This window comes from Actinomadura sp. K4S16 (genome assembly GCF_008327685.1).
Taxonomy (GTDB): Bacteria; Actinomycetota; Actinomycetes; order Streptosporangiales; family Streptosporangiaceae; genus Spirillospora.
Window position 1 is genome coordinate 210,645 of record NZ_BDDE01000024.1, and the last position, 18,268, is coordinate 228,912.

The 18,268-nt window shown below is 74.0% G+C and carries 15 protein-coding genes; 7 read left to right on the top strand and 8 right to left on the bottom strand.

Features of this window, described 5'->3' with window-relative positions; all coding sequences use genetic code 11:
- Positions 1-14: 14 nt before the first annotated feature.
- Positions 15-3,038: an AAA family ATPase gene (locus K4S16_RS36880; RefSeq protein WP_149263707.1), complete on the bottom strand. Its 3,024-nt coding sequence runs from the start codon at positions 3,036-3,038 to the stop codon at positions 15-17.
- Positions 3,035-4,162, bottom strand: a complete 1,128-nt coding sequence (locus K4S16_RS36885) for an exonuclease SbcCD subunit D (RefSeq protein WP_149263708.1) — start codon at positions 4,160-4,162, stop codon at positions 3,035-3,037. The genes K4S16_RS36880 and K4S16_RS36885 overlap by 4 nt, the downstream gene beginning before the upstream one ends.
- A gap of 117 nt (positions 4,163-4,279) precedes the next feature.
- Between K4S16_RS36885 and K4S16_RS36890 the strand changes: the two genes are divergently transcribed.
- Positions 4,280-4,966 carry a dihydrofolate reductase family protein gene (locus K4S16_RS36890; RefSeq protein ID WP_200842324.1) on the top strand — a complete coding sequence of 229 codons (687 nt, stop codon included), beginning with the start codon at positions 4,280-4,282 and terminating at the stop codon, positions 4,964-4,966.
- Positions 4,959-5,387, top strand: a complete 429-nt coding sequence (locus K4S16_RS36895) for a dCMP deaminase (RefSeq protein WP_149263709.1) — start codon at positions 4,959-4,961, stop codon at positions 5,385-5,387. Before K4S16_RS36890 ends, K4S16_RS36895 begins: the two co-directional genes overlap by 8 nt.
- On the opposite strand, the gene K4S16_RS36900 is transcribed toward K4S16_RS36895, so the two are convergent.
- The gene (locus K4S16_RS36900) at positions 5,384-5,980 is read right to left on the bottom strand and encodes a DsbA family protein (RefSeq protein WP_149263710.1); all 597 of its coding nucleotides are present in this window, start codon (positions 5,978-5,980) and stop codon (positions 5,384-5,386) included. The two genes, K4S16_RS36895 and K4S16_RS36900, sit on opposite strands and share 4 nt — an antisense overlap.
- A 131-nt stretch (positions 5,981-6,111) precedes the next feature.
- Between K4S16_RS36900 and K4S16_RS36905 the strand changes: the two genes are divergently transcribed.
- The 5 genes from K4S16_RS36905 (at position 6,112) to K4S16_RS36925 (ending at position 13,207) form a co-directional block, all read left to right on the top strand.
- Entirely contained in the window at positions 6,112-7,554 is a 1,443-nt protein-coding gene (locus tag K4S16_RS36905) for an aldehyde dehydrogenase (protein WP_149263711.1), read from the top strand.
- A gap of 107 nt (positions 7,555-7,661) precedes the next feature.
- Positions 7,662-8,882, top strand: coding sequence for a hypothetical protein (locus tag K4S16_RS36910; protein ID WP_235037311.1), 1,221 nt, complete (start codon positions 7,662-7,664; stop codon positions 8,880-8,882).
- On the top strand, positions 8,879-9,412 hold the full coding sequence (locus K4S16_RS36915) for a hypothetical protein (RefSeq protein WP_149263712.1): 534 nt from the start codon (positions 8,879-8,881) through the stop codon (positions 9,410-9,412). Before K4S16_RS36910 ends, K4S16_RS36915 begins: the two co-directional genes overlap by 4 nt.
- 1 nt (position 9,413) lies before the next feature.
- A complete protein-coding gene (locus tag K4S16_RS36920; RefSeq protein ID WP_235037315.1) occupies positions 9,414-10,061 on the top strand; it encodes a hypothetical protein in 648 nt (215 codons plus the stop codon).
- Positions 10,058-13,207: a chromosome partitioning protein ParA gene (locus K4S16_RS36925; protein WP_149263714.1), complete on the top strand. Its 3,150-nt coding sequence runs from the start codon at positions 10,058-10,060 to the stop codon at positions 13,205-13,207. The genes K4S16_RS36920 and K4S16_RS36925 overlap by 4 nt, the downstream gene beginning before the upstream one ends.
- Before the next feature lie 93 nt (positions 13,208-13,300).
- Here the strand turns inward: K4S16_RS36925 and K4S16_RS36930 are convergent, their stop codons facing one another.
- The 5 genes from K4S16_RS36930 to K4S16_RS36950 form a co-directional block, all read right to left on the bottom strand.
- Positions 13,301-14,143 carry an ATP-binding cassette domain-containing protein gene (locus K4S16_RS36930; RefSeq protein ID WP_149263715.1) on the bottom strand — a complete coding sequence of 281 codons (843 nt, stop codon included), beginning with the start codon at positions 14,141-14,143 and terminating at the stop codon, positions 13,301-13,303.
- Positions 14,140-15,192 (bottom strand): ABC transporter permease, encoded by a 1,053-nt coding sequence (locus tag K4S16_RS36935; protein WP_149263716.1) that lies wholly within the window; start codon positions 15,190-15,192, stop codon positions 14,140-14,142. The genes K4S16_RS36930 and K4S16_RS36935 overlap by 4 nt, the downstream gene beginning before the upstream one ends.
- On the bottom strand, positions 15,189-16,178 hold the full coding sequence (locus K4S16_RS36940) for a sugar ABC transporter substrate-binding protein (RefSeq protein WP_149263717.1): 990 nt from the start codon (positions 16,176-16,178) through the stop codon (positions 15,189-15,191). Before K4S16_RS36940 ends, K4S16_RS36935 begins: the two co-directional genes overlap by 4 nt.
- A gap of 166 nt (positions 16,179-16,344) precedes the next feature.
- Positions 16,345-17,460, bottom strand: coding sequence for an RNA-guided endonuclease TnpB family protein (locus tag K4S16_RS36945; RefSeq protein WP_149263718.1), 1,116 nt, complete (start codon positions 17,458-17,460; stop codon positions 16,345-16,347).
- 41 nt (positions 17,461-17,501) lie between these two features.
- On the bottom strand, positions 17,502-18,268 hold a 767-nt coding region (locus tag K4S16_RS36950), incomplete at its 5' end, for a thiamine pyrophosphate-dependent enzyme (protein WP_235037312.1).

Consider the following 18,268-nt stretch of genomic DNA (forward strand, 5'->3'; position numbering starts at 1 on the left):
GACCGGCGCCCGCGTCAGACGACGACCGCGGCGGTGGAGCCGGCGCGGTCCTTGGTGACGCGGAGCTGGGCGGGGATGCGGGCGCGCAGCTCGGCGACGTGGCTGACGATGCCGACCGCGCGGCCGCCGTCGCGCAGGCCGTCGAGGACGTCCATGACCTCGTCGAGGGTCTCCTCGTCGAGCGTGCCGAACCCCTCGTCGACGAACAGGGTGCCGATCTCGGTGCCGCCCGCCTCGGCGGTGACGACGTCGGCGAGCCCGAGCGCCAGCGCCAGCGAGCTGATGAACGACTCGCCGCCCGACAGGGTCACCGGGTCGCGCTCCAGGCCCGTCCAGGAGTCGGCGACGCGCAGGCCGAGGCCCCCGGCGCCCTTGGAGCGGTCGCCCGCAGCCTTGTCGGTGGTGTGGACGAGGGCGTAGCGGCCCCCGGACATGCGGTGCAGCCGCTCGTTCGCGGCGGCGACGACCTGTTCGAGGCGGGCGGCCAGCACGTACGCCGACAGCGAAATGGAGTGCCGGTTCGCCGCGTGCTTGCCCGAGGCGAGGCCCGCGAGCCGCTCGGCGACCTCGTGGCGCGCGGCGGCGGGGCGCCACTCGCCGACGGCGGCGGCGAGCTCCATGCGCAGCTCCGCGAGGCGCTCGCAGCGGTGCCGCGCGCGGTCGGCCGCGTTCGCGGCCCCGGTGTGCGCCGCGTCGGCCGCGGCGACCGCCGCCTCCAGGGCGGGCAGGTCGGGGGCGGGCGCGGCGGCGGCCGCGACCAGCTCCGGGTCGGCGAGCAGGGCGCGGACCTCGGCCTCCTCGTCGTCGAGCTTGCGGACCCTGTCGCGCAGGACGCCCTGGTCCTCGTCGGAGAGCGCGGCTTCGAGGACCTCCTCCGGCGTGCGGAACCCCTGCTCCGCAGCCTCCTGCCCCGCCTTCGCGCGGGCGGCGGCCAGCTCCTCGTCGGCGCGCCCGTGCGCGCGGACCGCCTCGACGGCCGCGGCGAGCGCGTCGGCCTCCTCGCCGAGCCTGGCGATGCGGGCCTCCAGCGTCGGGTCGCCGCCGCGCGCCTCGTCCAGCTCGGCGGCGAGCCTGGCCTGCTCGGCGGCCAGCTCCCGGTCGTGGATGCGGTTCTCGGTGAGGGCCCGGCCGGTCTCCTCCTGCGCGGTGCGGACACGGTCGAGCTCCTGCTCGTGCCGGTGCAGCTCCGCCTCCAGGCGTTCGGCCTCGGCCGCGCGGGCCTCCGCCGCCGCCAGCGCCGCCTGCGCCTCGGCGAGCTCGGCCGCGAGGGCGTCCGCGTCCGCCTCGCCGGCGATCTCCAGCAGCTTGTCGCGCTCGGTGCGCAGCTCCCCGACCGCGGTCGCGGCCTGCTCCCGGACGTCCTGGGCGCCGTCGGCCTCGGCCTGCGCCTCCTCCACCTGCTCCTCGGTCGGGATGATCGCGAGCGAGGTGACCGGGGCCGGGTGCTCGGTGGAGCCGCAGACCCGGCAGGGCTCGCCGTCCACCAGCTCCTCGGCGAGGACGGCGGCCATGCCGTCGAGCCGCGCCTGGCGGAGGTCGAGGACGCGCTGGCGGGCGTCCTGGGCGGCGTCGACCGCCGTCCGGTACCCGGCCTCCGCCTCGGCGAGCCGGTGCTCCACCTGGTCGCGGCGCTGCGCCGCGTCGAGGCGGCGCCCGGCGTCCTGGACGGCGGCCGCGGCGCCGGAGCGCCCGGCGGCGGCGAGCCGGGCCTCGTCCAGCTCGGCGCGGCGCCCCTCCACGAGCGCGGGCAGTTCGGCGAGGGCGGCGCGGATCCGCGCGTCCTCGGGCTCCAGCCGCCGCAGCTCCCCGGCCAGCGCCTCGCGGTCGCGGCCGATCTGGCGGAGGCGGGCGGCGGCGGCACGGCGGCCCTCCAGCGCGGCGACCTCGTCGCGGCGCTGGCGCTCGGCCTTGGCGAGGACGTCCTGCGGCGCCTTCGGCGGCAGCAGCGCCGCGACCCGGGAGCGGGTCTCCTCGGCCCAGCGCCGGGCGCGGGCCGCCTCCCCGTGCCGGGCCTGGACGTCCCTGACCAGCGGGACGACCCGGTCGGCGCGGGCGGCGGCGTCGAGCCGCGAGGCCAGCCGCGACTTCTCCTCCGCACGCTGGGCCAGGGCGTCGCGCCTGGCGAGCGCGTCGGCGTGGCGGCGCCGCCGGTCGGCGAGCGCCCTCGCCTCCTCCAGCGCCGCGCGCGCCGCGTGCGCGGCGGCGGCGACGCCCGCGCGCAGTTCCTCGACGACCGCGCGGACGTCCTCCTGGCCGCCCGCCAGCTCGGCGGCCCACGCGGGCAGCGCCTCCACCTCGGCGAACGGCTCGACCACGGGCTCCCCGCGGCGGGGCGCCGGGACGGCCGGACGGGGCCCGCGCGGCGACGCGGCGCCGGTCGTCTCGCAGATCCGGTCGGCGATCGAGACTGCGCGCGCCCCGAGCTCGGCGGCCTCCCGGCCGGTCGCGGCGCGCCGGTCGGCGAGCCACTTCTCGACCTGGGCGAACACCTCGGCGGCGAACAGCCGCTCCAGCACCTTGCGGCGCTCCTCGGCGCCGGCGCGCAGGAACCCGGCGAACTCCCCCTGCGGCAGCATCGCCACCTGGCAGAACTGGACCGCGGTCATTCCGAGCATCCCCGACACGAGGTCGCCCGCCTCGTCGATCCGGGTGCTGAGACCCACCCACGCGCCGTGCTCGAACTCCTCCAGGATCACCTTGGCGTGCTCGGTCGTCGTCCCGGACCCGCGCAGCTTGGGGCGCTCCCAGGCGGGCGAGCGCGTGATGCGCATGCGGCGGCCCCGGATGGTCGTCTCCAGCACCACGCGCGGCCCGGCGCCGGGCGGCGCGTGGTCGCTGCGCAGTCCCTTGACCGCGTTGCGGACGCCGGGGACCTGGCCGTAGAGCGCGAAGCAGACCGCGTCGAGGATGCTCGTCTTGCCCGCGCCCGTCCGGCCCTGGATGAGGAACAGCCCGGCGTCGGACAGCGCGTCGAAGTCGATGACCTCCGTCCCCGAGAAGGGCCCGAACGCCGCGATCTCCAGCCGGTGCAGCCTCACGCCATGGCCTCCTTCCGGCGGCACGCCTCGAAGGCCTCGTGCAGAAGCGCGCGCTCGGCGTCGGTGGCGGGCCCGTCGGTGACCTCGGCGACGAAGTCGCCCGCGACGTCGAGGGCGGAGCGCTCGCGGACGCGGCCCGACCACGTGCGGGCGCCGTCCGCGCCGCCGCCCTCGGGCTCGAAGCCGAGGACGAGCGTGTGCGGGAACCGGCGGCGCAGCCGCTCCATCGCGGCGGACGGGCGGCGCTCGTCGGTCAGCGTGACCTGGAGCCAGCGGTCTTCGAGCTCGTCGTAGGACGGGTCGGTGAGCAGGTCGTCGAGGCGGCCCCGAACCCGGGCGAGGCGACGCGGGACGGGCGCCTCCACGAACTCCGCGGCGACGCCGTCCGCGCGCAGGTCGACCAGCCAGGAGCCCTTGACGTGCTTCTCCTCGGAGAACGAGTACGCCAGCGGGGAGCCCGAGTAGCGGACGCGGTCGGTGATGCTCCAGCGGCCGTGCAGGTGGCCGAGCGCCGCGTAGTCGACGCCGTCGAACACCGACGCCGACACCTGCGAGGACCCGCCGACGGAGATGTCGCGCTCGCTCTCGCTGGACTCGCCGCCGGTGACGAACGCGTGCGCGAGCACGACCGAGAGCTCGTCGCGGCGCGCGGCGTCGGCGCGGACGCGGCGCATCGCCTCGGTGAGCGCGGCGGCGTGGCTGCGCTCGTCCAGCTCCCACGGGTGGCGGACGAGCTCGGGCTCCAGGTAGGGGATGCCGTAGATCGCGGCGTCGCCCACGACGACGGGCTCCCCCACGGTCGCGAATTCGGTGCGGACGTGCACGCCGGCGGCGTCCATCAGCCCCGACCCGAAGCCGAGGCGGCGCGCGGAGTCGTGGTTGCCCGCGATGACGACGACCCGGGTGCGGTCGGCGAGCCGCTTCAGGGCCTCGTCGCACAGCCGGACGGCGTCGACGGCGGGCAGGGCCCGGTCGTAGACGTCCCCGGAGACCAGCACGCACTCGACCCGCTCCGCCTCGACGGTCTCGACCAGGTGGTCGACGAACGCCGCCTGTGCGGCCAGCAGGTCCTCGCGGTGGAACGATCTGCCGAGATGCCAGTCGGAGGTGTGCAGGATTCGCATGTCGCAGCAACCATAGGCACCCCCTCCGACACATCCGGCGCAGAAACGCCGAGTCGCCTCAAACGATCTCCGCGGGCGGTGGCGCCCGCGGGCGCGGCGCTCCCGTAGGGTGGCGGCGTGAGCGAGCGCCCCTACGTGCTGCTGAGCTGCGCGATGTCCGCCGACGGCTACATCGACGACGCGACTCCGGAGCGGCTGCGGCTGTCCAGCACGGCCGACTGGGACCGGGTCGACGCGGTGCGCGCCGGCTGCGACGCGATCCTCGTCGGCGCGGGGACCGTCCGGGCCGACGACCCGAAGCTGCTCGTGCGCTCCGCGGCGCGGCGGGAGCAGCGCGTCGCGCGCGGGCTGCCGGGCGACCTCACCAAGGTGACGCTGACCTGGAGCGGCGACCTCGACCCGGGCGCGAAGTTCTTCACCACGGGCGAGTCCCCGAAGCTCGTGTACGCCCCGACCGGCACCGCTCCGGAGCTCGCGGCCCGGCTGGGCGGCCTCGCCGATGTCGTGGACGCCGGCGACCCGCCCGCACTCAGCGCGGTGCTCGCCGACCTCGCGTCCCGGGGCGTCCGGCGGCTGATGGTCGAGGGCGGCGGCGGGATCCACACGCTGTTCCTCACCGCCGACGCGGTGGACGAGATCCAGCTCGTCGTGGCGCCGTTCTTCATCGGCGACCCGTCCGCGCCGCGCTTCGTCCGGTCCGGGGTGTTCCCGCAGTCGCCGGCCCGCCCGATGCGGCTGGCGGAGGCCACCCGCATCGGCGACCTCGCCCTGCTGCGCTACCTGATCGGAGGCGCGCGTGGATGACCTCGGCTGGCTGGCGCTCGCCTGCGACCTCGCGGCGCTGTGCCCGCCCTCGCGCACCGCGTTCTCGGTGGGCGCGGTCATCGTCGGCGCGGACGGGCTGGAGATCGCGCGCGGCTTCTCCCGCGAGGACGACCCGCACGACCACGCGGAGGAGGCCGCGCTCGCCAGGACCGGCGGGGACCTCGCCGGCGCGACCGTCTACAGCTCCCTCGAACCGTGCGGGCACCGCGCGTCGCGCCCCCGCACGTGCGCGGAGCTGATCGTCGCCTCGGGCGCCCGGCGCGTCGTGTTCGCCTGGCGCGAGCCGGCCCTGTTCGCCGCGGGCACGGGCGCGGAGATCCTGGAGGCCGCGGGCGTCGAGGCGGTCGAGCTGCCCGCGCTCGCCGAGCGCGCCCGCCGCCCGAACGCCCACCTGCTCTAGGAGGGGTCGGGGTCGGCGTGCGGGACCCCCTTGAGCTCGTGGAAGCCGGGCACCCCGGCGACGAGGAGCGTCCCGTCCCAGAGCCGCCCGGCCTCCTCGCCGCGCGGGATCCGCGACAGGACCGGCCCGAAGAACGCGACCTCGCCGACCGCGACGACGGGCGTGCCGACGTGCGGGCCGACCCGCGCGAGCCCCGCGGCCGTCGAGGCGCGGACCGCGGCGTCGTAGCGGTCCGACAGGGCCGCTTCGGCGAGGCCCGCGGACAGGCCCGCCTCGGCGAGCGCGTCGGGGATCGTCTGCGGCCCCGTCTCCTTCCGCTCGTGGACGCGGGAGCCGAACGCGGTGTAGAAGCGGCCCAGCGCCTCCTGCCCGGCCTGCTCCGCGACCGCCGCGCAGACCCGGGCGGGCAGCCACAGGTAGCCCTCGGGGTCGCTCTCGGGATCGTCGTCGCGGCCCTCGTTCAGCGCCGCCAGGCTCAGCAGGTGCCAGCGCGGCTCGACGGGCCGGGCCCGCGCGGCCTCCAGCAGCCACCGCGACGTGATCCAGGTGTACGGGCAGGCGGGGTCGAACCAGACGTCCGCGATCTCGGCCATGGGCCCGTTCTATCAAATGAGACTCCAGTCTCATTTGCTCTTGCCAACGCCCGGGGACGTCATGCGATGCTGTGGCCAAGCAAGCATTCGGTTACCCGCGTCGGCCCTTCGGGCAGGGGAGGCACAGCAGCATGCGCGAGCACGATCGGCTGTTCATCGGAGGCGAGTGGGCCGCACCGGCCGGCACCGGCGTGATCGACGTCGTGTCCCCGCACACGGAGGAGGTCATCGGGCGGGTGCCCGAGGGCACCGAGGCCGACATCGACGCGGCCGTCGCGGCGGCGCGGCGCGCCTTCGACGAGGGCCCCTGGCCGCGGATGACCCCCGCCGAGCGCGCCGAGATCGTCGGCCGGCTCTCCGCGATCTACGCCGAGCGGCAGCAGGAGATGGCCGACCTCGTCACCGCCGAGATGGGCTCGCCCATCATGTTCTCGGTGTTCGGGCAGGCCGCCATCCCGCAGATGGTGCTCCAGTACTACGTGGACCTCGCCGCCGCCTACACCTGGGAGGAGGAGCGGCAGGGCATGCTGGGCCCGGTCACGGTCACCCAGGAGCCGGTCGGCGTCGTCGCGGCGATCGTCCCGTGGAACGTCCCGCAGTTCACGCTGATGCTCAAGCTCGCCCCCGCGCTCATCGCCGGCTGCACCGTCGTGGCCAAGCCCTCCCCCGAGACCCCCCTCGACACCTACCTGCTCGCCGAGTGGATCCGCGAGGCGGGCATCCCCGAGGGCGTCGTCAACTTCGTCCCGGCCGGACGCGAGGTCGGCGCCTACCTCGTCGCGCACCCCGACGTCGACAAGGTGTCCTTCACCGGCTCCACCGCCGCCGGACGCAAGATCGGCGCGGTCTGCGGCGAGCAGCTCAAGCGGGTCACCCTCGAACTCGGCGGCAAGTCCGCCGCGATCATCCTGGACGACGCGGACCTCGCCGCCACCGTCGAGGGCTTCAAGCTCGCCTCGCTGATGAACAACGGCGAGGCGTGCGCGGCCCAGACCCGCATCCTCGCCTCCCGCCGCCGCTACGACGAGGTCGCCGACGCGCTCGCGACCATGGTGAGCGGCCTCAACGTGGGCGACCCCGCCGACTACGGCTGCGAGATCGGCCCGCTGGTCGCCAAGCGGCAGCAGGAGCGCGTGGAGAACTACATCCGGATCGGCCAGGACGAGGGCGCCAAGATCATCACCGGCGGCCTGAACCGCCCGCACGACCGCGGCTGGTACGTCGCGCCCACCGTCTTCGGCGACGTCGGCAACGACATGCGCATCGCCCGCGAGGAGATCTTCGGCCCGGTCCTCGTCCTCATCCCCTACGAGGACGAGGCCGACGCCATCAAGATCGCCAACGACAGCGACTACGGCCTCGGCGGCTCGGTGTGGACCTCCGACGTCGACCACGGCGTGGAGGTCGCCCGCCGCATCCGCACCGGGAGCTGCGGCGTCAACATGTACACCCTCGACCCGAACACTCCGTTCGGCGGCTACAAGAACAGCGGCCTCGGCCGCGAACTCGGCCCCGAGGGCCTGCACGCCTACCTGGAGCACAAGTCCATCCCCCACCCGGCCCCCGCCGGCTGACCTCCGCGGTTCCCGCGCGCCCACCGGGCGCGCGGGAACGCCCGCAGGCCGGGGCGCGACCGCGCCGATTCCACCTTGGCGGCGCGGTGGCCGTACCGTAGTGCGCCGTGTCCTCTGTGTCCCCTGCCTCCGACAACGCGGCCGCCAGCCTCGACGACGTCCTGGTCGGCGAGGCCGTGCTGGGCGTCTACCGCCAGATGTTCGCGGCGCTGGCCCGCGACAGCGGCGCCGTCGTCGACGACCCGGAGCTCGTGGACGTCGCCGAGACGCTGCTCGCGGCGTTCGCCGACGCGGGCGAGGACGGGCTGAGCCGCGAGCAGATGCGGTACGTGTGCCGCCGCTACCCGGCCGAGGTCTTCGAGAACCGGCTGCGGGTGCTCAAGGGGCTCGGCGCCGTCCGCGAGGTGTTCCCCAAGCCGAACCAGCTGCGCTACAGGGCCTCGTTCACGAGCGTCGTCGGGCTGATGTTCGTCCGGCGGATGATGCTTGACGGCGGCCAGAGCGAGATGCACCGGCTCCTCGCGCTGGAGCAGCTCAACGTGGCCGACCCGCGCATGACGCCCGAGCAGGCCCGCGACGGCGCGGACGGCCTCGCCCGCGCGTTCCGGCTGTGGAGCGTCGAGCTGGTCACCCTCACCAACGGCACCATCGAGGAGCTCCGGGAGCAGGCGCCGAAGCTCTGGGGCACCGAGGAGATCCTGCTGCGCGCCGAGCGGCTGCACGGCGCGATCCTGCGCCGCTGGCCGCAGCTCGACCGCACCTGCACCGACCTGCGCGCCGCCATCTACGCCTACGGCGACGCCTCCCGCCGCGCCGCCGCCCGGCTGTCGGACTCGGCGGGCACGACCCGCAACCTGACCCTCCTGCCGCCCGAGACGTGGCGCACCTTCACCCGCACCGCGTCCCGCGAGGACCTCGCCGCCGTCCTGGACGGGTTCGTCTTCGACGCGCCCGCGCCGTGGCACGAGCCGTCCGCCGTGGTGACGGCCGTGGAGGACGGCCCGCGCGCCACGCCCCCGCGTCCCGCGCCGCCCCGCCCGTCGGTCCCGGACCCGGGCCTGTCGGGCGACACCGGCTCGGACACGGCCGCGGCGGAGAGGCTCCGCGGCCTGGCCGAGCAGATCCTCCGCGGCCACGACGCGATCGCGGTCGAGGACGTCCTCGCCCACGACTGGGCCACGGCCCGCCGCATGCTCGCGGACCTGTCGTCCATCCACCTGCACCCCGAACTGCCCTACCGCCTCGTCTGGTCCGACGGCCTGGCGGTGCGTCCGGAGGGCTCCCCGACATGGGTGTCCCCGGGCCGGTTCGAAAGGACGGACCGGTGACCGTCGACCCGCATGTCCTGGCCCGCGCACGCGCCCGCGTCCTGGGCGGGCCGTCCGTCCCAGTGTCCGAGCCGGTGCCGCCGGGGACGGTCGCCGCGGCGGACGGCGACCGCGTCTGGCTCCTGCCCGAGTGGCCGGACGGCGCGACGCCCGCGCTGCTGGAGGAGTACGACACCGCCCCCATGCCCCTGGACCGCGCAGGCCAGGCCCGCCGCGTCCTCGCCGCGGCCCTGCGCTGCTGCTGGACGCGCCTGGACGACGCCCCCTGGCCGGGCTCGCCGTCCACGGTCGCGGACGTGCTGGAGGTGTACGCGGGCATGACGCGCGGCGACACCGACCTGGCCCGCCGCTGGGCGACCGGCGAGCTCCGCCGCCTGTCCGACACCGGCTGGCTGCTGCTGGACGAGTCCTCCGGCACCGTCCGCCCCGGTCCGCGGGTCGCGCTCTGGCCGGAAGGCTCCCTGGGGTCGCTGCGCGACCTCCTGCGCCGCCTCCCCGAACCCGGCACCGGGGAGGACGCGGGTGAGTGACATGTTCGAACCGGTGCTGCGGCCCTACGACGAGCGGCGCCGGGCGGAGCTCGTGGCGGCCTACATGGCGGTCGAGCACGCCGCCGAGCCGGTCTCGGAGGTGCGGTTCGCGGCGCTGCGGGAGCCGGCGCTGCGCAGGACGGTGGAGCAGATGCTCGCCCTGAGCGGGCGGACCCTCATCCGGTCGGAGCAGACCCGCTGGGTCTCCGGCTACCGCGACGACGTCGCCGCGGAGCTGGCCGCCGACCCCGAGTGCGTCCCGCCGGTGCGGGAGCGGGCCGTCCTGACCCTGGTGCTGATCCACTCGGTGGCGATCCCGAGGGCGGCGGGGCTGCTGGAGGACGACTCGTGGCTGTCGCCCCACCCGACGCCGCTGGACGAGCTGCGCCGCCGCACGCAGCTGCCGGTCGGGGAGCTGGAGTCGGCGCTGCGGCGGCTGCGGCTGGCCGGGCTGGTGTCGCAGGTGAAGGCGGGGGCGGACGACGCCGGGGGGTTCGTGCCGGGGCCGCAGTTCCACCGGCTGACCGGCGCCGCGCGAAGGCGTCTGCAAGAGGAGCTGATCCTGGCCGCCGGGCCGGACTCGCCGCTCGCGGCGGCGATCCGGGCGCGGCGCAGGGGGCGGGAACGCGAGCAGGGGGAGCACACATGACGGCGGTCCTCGAACCGATGGTGACCGCGCGCGACGCCGAGAACGTCGTCGGCGACCGGACCCTCGTGGCCGTGCAGGCGGTGAACATCTCGCGGCTGTCGACGCATCCGGTGCCGACCGTCCCGGGGACGCTCATCGTTGTGGCCGGGCAGGGGCCGAAGGACTCCAACGGCGCGGGCAAGTCCTCGTTCATCGCGGCCATCACCGCGCTGCTGGGGGACGAGCAGTGGCGGTTCGCATCGGGCGCGCGTGCGGTGGCGGAACTGCTGTTCAACGCGGAACTGGCCGCGCAGGGCGACAGCCAGTGGGCCAGCGCCGACCACGGGTACATCGTCGGGGTATTCGACCACGCCGAGCCCCCGGAGGGCGGCGGGGCCGCGGCGGAGGACGGGACCTCGGAGGACGGGACCGCGGACGAGCACGGCGAGACCGCCGTGACCGTGTGGCTGCGGGTGAACGTCGACGCGCCGCACCTGGAGATCCGGTGGCGGCAGGGCGTCTACCTGGCGTCGGCCCCGTCCGAGGCCGACCGGGTGTCGCTGGCCGACCGGCTGTGGGCGAGCCTGCCGCGCAGCGCCGGGCGCCGCGACCTCGTCGCGAAGGACCTGTCCCGCGTGCTGTACGGGGGGCAGGTCCGGTGCGTGTCGTTCCTGTCGACGTCGGTGCGGTCCAAGGTCGCGACGAACCTGCTGTCGCAGCCGCTGAACGAGATCAGCCCGGAGCGCATCTTCAGCGCGATCGCGGCGCTGACCGGGCTGGACCGGGAGCTGGAGGCAGAGCGCAAGTCCCGCGCGGAGGAGCACCGCGAGCGCGCCAAGGCCGCGGAGGCGGCCGAGCGGCTCGCCGAGTGGGAGCGGGAGGCGGCGAGCCTGCTGAAGACGTTCGACCGCCGCGACCGGGCCCGCGACGAGGTGGCCGCGGCCGTGCGGCACTGGCGGACGCGGCAGGCCCGGCTGCTGGCGGACGCGGCCGAGGCCGACGCCGCGCACGCCGCCGACCAGGAGCGGCTGCACCGGGAGGGCGAGGAACTCGCCGCCGCGGCGAAGGCCGCCGAGAAGGAGATCGAGCAGCTCACCGGCGGCGCCCTGGAGGCGCAGCTCCAGGAGGCGGGCGCGGCGCTCGCCGAGCTGAAGGGCCAGGCCGACAAGCTCGGCGCCGACAAGGCCGTCGCCCGCAACCGCCTGGACGAGCTGCGCCGGCGCGTGTCGGCGCTGGAGGAGCGCCGCCGCGAGGCCGACGGGCGCGACCGCGACACCGCGCGCGCCGAGCTGGCGGAGGCCGAGGCCCGCCGGGACGAGGCCCAGCAGGAGTACGGGATGGCCAAGGGCGCCGTCGCCCGCGCGGAGCGGTCCCTGGCCGAGGCGGAGGCGGGCGAGGGCAGCGCGCCCGCGCAGATCCGCGCGCTGTCCGCCGCGGGCATCGCGGCGGTGGGCCTGCTGGACGCCGTGGAGCTGGCCGAGGACGTCCGGGAGCGCTGGGAGGCCGCCCTCTGGCCGTACCGGGAGGCCGTCGTCATTGGGGCGGACGACCTGGACGCCGCGGTCGCCGCCCTGGAGGGCATGCCCGGCTCCATGATCGTGCCCGCGGACGGCCCTGGGCCGCTCCCGGAGGGCGTGGCCTGCGAACCCGCGCCGGCCGGCTTCTTCGCCGCTCTCGAAGGGGACGGCACGGGGGCCGTGGTCGTCGGCGGGTTCGAGGAGCCCGTCACGGGGCGCGTGGCCCGGGTCCAGGCGGCCAGGACGGCGGTGGATTCCGCCAAGGAGGCGCTGGAAAGCGCGCGGCAGGCCACGGCCGACGCCGCCGCCGACGTGGCGCTGGCCGGGCGGCGGCTCGCGGGCGCGCGGGCGGCGGCCGAGCTGGAGGAGGTCCGCTCGGCGATGGCGGGGCTGCGCGAGGGCCTGGAGGAGCTGGGCGGCAGCGAGTCGCGGCTCGGCCCGCGCCTCGGGGCGGCGGAGCAGGCGCTGCGGCGGCTGCAAGCGAAGGCCGACACGCGCGCGCTGGAGGTCGACCGGCTGCGCGGCCGCAAGGAGGGCCACGAGCGCGAGCGCGACAAGGTCCGCCGCGCCGCGTCCGAGCTGGCCGACAGGCGCGCCGCGCTCGGCCTGGACGACCTGGAGAAGGCGTGGGGCGGCTCCCGCGAGGGCGCCGCCGAGTGGCTGTCCGGCCTGGACGAGGACGAGGCCACCTGGACGCCCGCCGAGTGGTGGCACACCGCCGAGAAGCACCTGTCGGAGGCGCTGCGGCGGGTCTTCCCCGACGGCCCGTCCGACGAGGACATGCCCGAGGAGATGCGGTTCCTGCTGCGCGAGCGCGCCGAGGGCGAGGGCCGCCGCACCGACCGCGAGCAGGCCACGTTCCCGCGCCTGGTGAAGGCGGTGGAGAGCTACCTGCGCCAGCAGGAGGACTACGAGAAGCACCAGCGGCGGCAGATCGAGGTGCAGCTGTCGGCGCGCCGCGCCGACCTGGACAAGGCGCAGAAGGGCGCGACGGAGGCGGCGGGCGCGGCCGAGGCGCACCGCACGGCGCTGACGGCCGCGATCCGCGCGCGCCTGCAGCGGGTGTCGGAGGAGTTCGAGAAGCTGGACGTGGCGTACGGGGGGTACGGCGCGACGCTGGAGTTCCCCACGCCGGAGCAGCCGGGCGACCCCGAGCAGGAGTGGCGCTGGCGCGTCACGCCGAAATGGCGCCGCTCGGACGGGCAGCGGTACGTCCCCTACAACCGCCGCGCCAACACCGCGCTCATGGACGAGAAGGCCGTCAAGCTGGTGTGCGCGGCGGCGCTCGCCAGCTCCGGCGGCGGCCGGCTGTGCCTCGTGCTGGACGAGCTCGGCCGCAACCTCGGCAAGGAGCACCGCAAGGAGGCGGTGGCGCTCTTCCGCAAGATCGGTGAGACGCACGGCATCACCGTCATCGGCGCCCTGCAGGACGACATGGAGCCGTACGCGATCGACGCGTGCGGCCAGTACGTGAAGCTGCGCCGCTCGTCCGACACGATGCCCTACAACGAGCCCCCGGTCGTCGTCGGCTACGACGAGCACGAGGCCCGCGTCCGCAAACTCGCCGACCACATCACCGCCGCCCGCCCCGACCCGGCCACGCCCGACCCGACCGCCCCCGAACCTCGGCGGCCCCCCGAGGCGCGGTGACGAGCCGGGCTCCGGTGACCGGCCCGGAACACGACGACCGCGCCCCGGGCCGCGGCAGCGGCCCGGGGCGCGGTGAGCGGCACAGGGGTGTCGTCAGTCTTCGGTGAGGCCCAGGCTTTCGGCCTCCTTCGTCACCTGGGCTGCGGCGGCGGACGAGCCCGCCGCGTCGAGTTCGTGGGCGAGCTCCTCCAGTTCGCTGCCCCCCGCCATGAGGGCGGTCAGCTCCTCGCGGGTGATCTCCTCCTTGGTGTGGTAGCCGATGCTGCGCCCCCGGTTGAGGATCAGGAAGCGGTCGCCGACCGGGTAGGCGTGGTGCGGGTTGTGGGTGATGAAGACGACGGCGAGGCCCCGCTCCCGCGCCTGGACGATGTAGCGCAGCACCACCCCGGCCTGCTTGACGCCGAGCGCGGCGGTGGGCTCGTCCAGGACGAGGGCCTTCGCGCCGAAGTGGACGGCTCGGGCGATGGCCACGCACTGCCGCTCGCCGCCCGACAGCGTCCCGATGGGCTGGTCGACGTCGCGCAGGTCGATGCCCATCGCGGCCATCTCGCGGTGGGTGGTCTCGCGCATGGTCCCGACGTCCAGGCGGCCGAAGCGCCCGCGCAGCTCCGAACCGAGGAAGAAGTTGCGCCAGACCGGCATGAGCGGCACGACCGCGAGGTCCTGGTAGACGGTCGCGATGCCGCGGTCGAGCGCGTCGCGGGGCGACCCGAAGGCCACCTTCTCGCCCCGCACCTCGTAGGTCCCGCTGTCGTGGCGGTGCAGCCCGGCGACGACCTTGATGAGCGAGGACTTGCCGGCCCCGTTGTCGCCGAGGACGCAGGTGACCTCGCCGGCGGACGCCTCCAGGTCGACGTCGCGCAGCGCGATGACGTTGCCGTAGTTCTTGCCGACGCCGGTCAGCCTGATGAGCGGCGCCTCCTTCGCCTCCGTCATGCCGACCGCTCCACCCTGCGCCGCACGACCAGGTTGACCACGGTGGCGACCAGCAGCATCGCGCCGAGGAAGAACCGGAACCAGTCGGGGTTCCACTCGGCGTACACGATGCCCTTGTTCGTCATGCCGAAGATGAACGCGCCGATCGCCGCGCCGATCGCCGAGCCGTAGCCGCCGGTGAGCAGGCACCCGCCGATGACCGCGCAGATGATGTAGAGGAACTCGTTGCCGATCCCCTCCCCCGACTGGACGGTCGCGAACGCGAACACCAGGTGCATCCCGGAGAACCACGCGCAGAACGCGACCCCCATGAACAGGCCGATCTTCACGCGGTCGACGGGCACGCCCACCGCGCGGGCGCTGGCGGACGCCCCGCCCACCGCGAAGATCCAGTTCCCGAGGCGGGTGCGCAGCAGGAGCCAGGTGGCGACCGCTGTAAACAGCAGCCACCAGAACACCGTGATCTTGACGTTGACGCCGAGCACGTCGACATCGGAGGCGAAGACCGCGCGGGCGGAGGAGAAGCCGTCCATGTCGCGGACGGAGTCGCTCGCGACGTTGCCGGTGAGCGCCTTCGTCACGCCGAGGTTCAGGCCCGCGAGCATGAAGAAGGTGGCGAGCGTGATGATGAAGCTCGGCAGCCGCGTCCGGACGTACAGGACGCCGTTCACCATGCCGAGCGCCAGCGTCAGCACCAGCGAGATCACCACGCCCGCCCACACGTTCAGCGTGAACTGGTAGGCGGTCAGCGCGGCGATCAGCGCCGAGGAGGTCACCATCACCCCGGCGGACAGGTCGAACTCGCCGCCGATCATCAGCAGCGACACCCCGACCGCCATGATCCCGAAGGTGGAGGCCGCGTAGAGCACGGTGGAGAACGACCCGGCGCGCAGGAACGCGTCGGCGACGACCGAGAAGAACACGAACAGCGCCAGGGCGCCGAGCAGCGCGCCGAGCTCCGGGCGGCCCAGCAGCCGCCGCAGCGGCGACCGCCGGGCCAGGCGCTCGTCGGGGCGGGCCACCGGCGGCTCGGCGACCGCCTGGGTCACCGCGTCCCCCGGTTCGCGAACGCCTCCAGCTGCCCTGCGTTCTGCTTGGTGACGATCGCGGGCCCGGTCAGCACGGGGCGCCCGCCGCCGAGCACGTTGCCGTTGTTCTTCAGCAACCACAGCTCGTCGACGGCCTCGTAGCCCTGCAGGTAGGGCTGCTGGTCGACGGCGAACTCGATCGCCCCGGAGTTGATCGAGGCGATGAGGTCCTTGTTCAGGTCGAACGTGCCGACCTTCGCCTTGCTGCCGGTCTCCTTCACCGCGTCGACGGCGGTCGCGGCGAACGGGGCGCCGAGCGTGAGGATGCCGTCGATGCTCTTGTCGGCCTGGAGCTTGGCCGTGATGGACGACTTCACCTCCGGCATGTTGGTGCCCTGGACGAACAGGTTCTGCAGGTCGCCGCCGAACGTCTTCTTGGCTCCGGCGCAGCGGTCCTCCAAGCCGACGTTGCCCTGCTCGTGGACGACGCACAGCGCCTTCTTCGCGCCGATCTTCGCCAGTTCCGTGCCCGCCGCCTCACCGGCGATCGACTCGTCCTGCCCGAAGTGCGCGACCGCGCCGAGCTTCGCCGACTCCTCGGCGCCGGAGTTGATCGACACGACCGGGACCTTCGCGGCCGCGGCGCGGGCCAGCACGTCCTTCATCGCGTCCGGCTTGGCGAGGGTGACGATGATGCCGTCGACCTTCTTGTCGAGCGCGGCCTGGACGAGCTGGGCCTGCTTGCCGCCGTCCGGGTCGGCCGAGTACAGGAACTCGACGTTGTCCTTGGCGGCGGCGGCCTTCGCGCCCTTCTGGACGATGTCCCAGAAGGTGTCGCCCGCGCCGGAGTGCGTGACCATCGCGATCTTCAGCCGGGGGCCGGCGCCCTCCGGCGTCTCCTCGGACTTCTTGCCGCCCGAGCTGCTGCAGGCGCTCAGCGCCAGCAGCCCCGCGGCGGCCAGCACAGCGAGACCCCTGGACGTCCCGCGCGCGAAAACGCCTCTCATCGGCTGCTCTCCGTTTCTCCCCGAATGGTCGGTCTGAGGAGTTGTTGGCTTCTCTCCCACCCGAAGGGGGCGACTCCCCGGATCACTCCGGTGAGGCTTCCTGGTTCATCGGGCCGCGCCTTCCCGGAGACTCCGGAACCGGTCTCACCAGCCCTCCACAGGCGTTTCACCTCTCGGCCAGCCCGGCCGCGAGGATGTTCTTCGCCGCGTTGACGTCCCTGTCGTGGACGGCCCGGCAGGCGGGGCACGTCCAAGACCGCACGCCCAGCGGCACGGTGTCATTGATGTAATCGCACCCGGTGGTGGAGCACAACTTGGAACTCGGGTACCAGCGGTCCACGGTCACCAGCCGCCGCCCGTACCAGTCAGCTTTGTATGCCAGCAGTGACCGCAGTTCATGCCAGGCCGCGTCGGAGATGACACGGGCCATGGCACGGTTCTTCACCATGTTCCGGATGTGCAGATCCTCGATGCAGAGCGTTTGGTTTTCGCGCACCAATCGAGTCGACAATTTGTGCAGGAAGTCAAGACGGCGATCGCTGATCCGGCCGTATGCTCGGGCAACGCGGTGGCGCGCCTTCTCCCAGTTCTTACTCCCGCGGGCTTTACGTGACAAGTGGCGTTGTGCTTTAGCCAACCTCTCACGATCGCGCCGTTCGTGACGGGGATTGGCGATTTTTTCGCCGGTCGACAGTGTCACCAATGAGGTAATTCCGGCATCGATCCCCACCATCCGGTCTGACGGGGGCAGTCGGGCGATGGAGTCTTCACAGAGAATTGAAACGAACCATCGGCCTCCCGCGTCCCGCGATACCGTCACCGTCGTCGGGTCCACTTCTGGGGGCAGGGGCCGCGACCAGCGGATGTCCAGTGGGTCATCCATTTTCGCCAGCTTCAGACGACCCTCGCGGTAGGTGAAGGCATTGTTGGCGAACGTAGCCGACGCCCTCGACTTGCGTCGGGACTTCAAACGCGGATAACCGGCCCGGCCGGAGAAAAAGTTATTGAAGGCCGCCTGCTGATGACGCAATGCTTGCTGCAGAGGCACGTTCGATACCTCACACAGGAAGTCCAGCGCCGGGTCTCGCTTCCAGGCGGTAAGCCACTTCGCCGCCTCCCCATAGGACGTAGGAGTGCCTTCGTCTTTATATCGCCGAGTTCGTTCCACCAATGCCATGTTCCAGACCAGCCGGACGCATCCGAACGTCCTGGCGAGCAACGCAGCCTGCTCAGGAGTCGGATAGAAACGGTACCTGAACGCCCGCTTCACTGTGCGTCCCATACTTGGCAGGGTATCGATCCACTGCGATAAACGCTGGATAATCACCAAAGATAGGACCGCCGTGCTCGCTTGTCGTCTTCGTAGCGGGCGCGGGCCTGCCGGGTCTGCTCCAGCGCCGACACCTCGGCGACCGGGACGTCCCACCAGGCCTCGCTGTCAGGCGCCGCTGCCAGGGGATCGGTCTCCACGTGGACGACCGTCGTCCGGGGTGAGGCGATCGCCTGGCGGAGCGCCTTCCTGAAACCGTCGGCATCGTCGGCGCGGATGACGTCGGCGCCGAGGCTGGCGGCGTTGGCGGCGAGGTCGACGGGGATGGGGTCGCCGTCCAGGCCGGTGGGGGTGCGCAGGCGGTGGCGGGTGCCGAAGCGCTGGGCGCCGACCGATTCGGACAGGTTGCCGATGGAGGCGTAGCCGTGGTTCTGGACCAGGACGACGACGAGTTTGACGCCTTCGGCGGCGGCGGTGGTGAGTTCCTGGGCCATCATCAGGTAGGAGCCGTCGCCGACCATGACGAACACCTCGCGGTCGGGCGCGGCCATCTTCACCCCGAGCCCCCCGGCGATCTCGTAGCCCATGCAGGAGTAGCCGTACTCGACGTGGTAGCCCTTGGGGTCTCGGGCCCGCCACAGCTTGTGCAGGTCGCCGGGCATCGACCCGGCCGCGCACACCACCACGTCCCGCGGACCGGACTCGGCGTTGACGATCCCGATGACCTCCGCCTGCGCGAGGGGCGTTCCCTGCCGCCCCGCGAACGCGGCGTCGACGACACCGTTCCACCGCCGCGCCCGCTCGCGCGCCTCGTCGCGAT

What these genes read in the sequence shown, in the direction of transcription:
- K4S16_RS36940 (WP_149263717.1), bottom strand. Translation starts at nt 16,178, where the DNA reads ATGAGAGGCGTTTTCGCGCGCGGGACGTCCAGGGGTCTCGCTGTGCTG.
- K4S16_RS36925 (WP_149263714.1), top strand. Translation starts at nt 10,058, where the DNA reads ATGACGGCGGTCCTCGAACCGATGGTGACCGCGCGCGACGCCGAGAAC.
- K4S16_RS36945 (WP_149263718.1), bottom strand. Translation starts at nt 17,460, where the DNA reads ATGGGACGCACAGTGAAGCGGGCGTTCAGGTACCGTTTCTATCCGACT.
- K4S16_RS36885 (WP_149263708.1), bottom strand. Translation starts at nt 4,162, where the DNA reads ATGCGAATCCTGCACACCTCCGACTGGCATCTCGGCAGATCGTTCCAC.
- K4S16_RS36900 (WP_149263710.1), bottom strand. Translation starts at nt 5,980, where the DNA reads ATGGCCGAGATCGCGGACGTCTGGTTCGACCCCGCCTGCCCGTACACC.
- K4S16_RS36905 (WP_149263711.1), top strand. Translation starts at nt 6,112, where the DNA reads ATGCGCGAGCACGATCGGCTGTTCATCGGAGGCGAGTGGGCCGCACCG.
- K4S16_RS36920 (WP_235037315.1), top strand. Translation starts at nt 9,414, where the DNA reads ATGTTCGAACCGGTGCTGCGGCCCTACGACGAGCGGCGCCGGGCGGAG.
- K4S16_RS36930 (WP_149263715.1), bottom strand. Translation starts at nt 14,143, where the DNA reads ATGACGGAGGCGAAGGAGGCGCCGCTCATCAGGCTGACCGGCGTCGGC.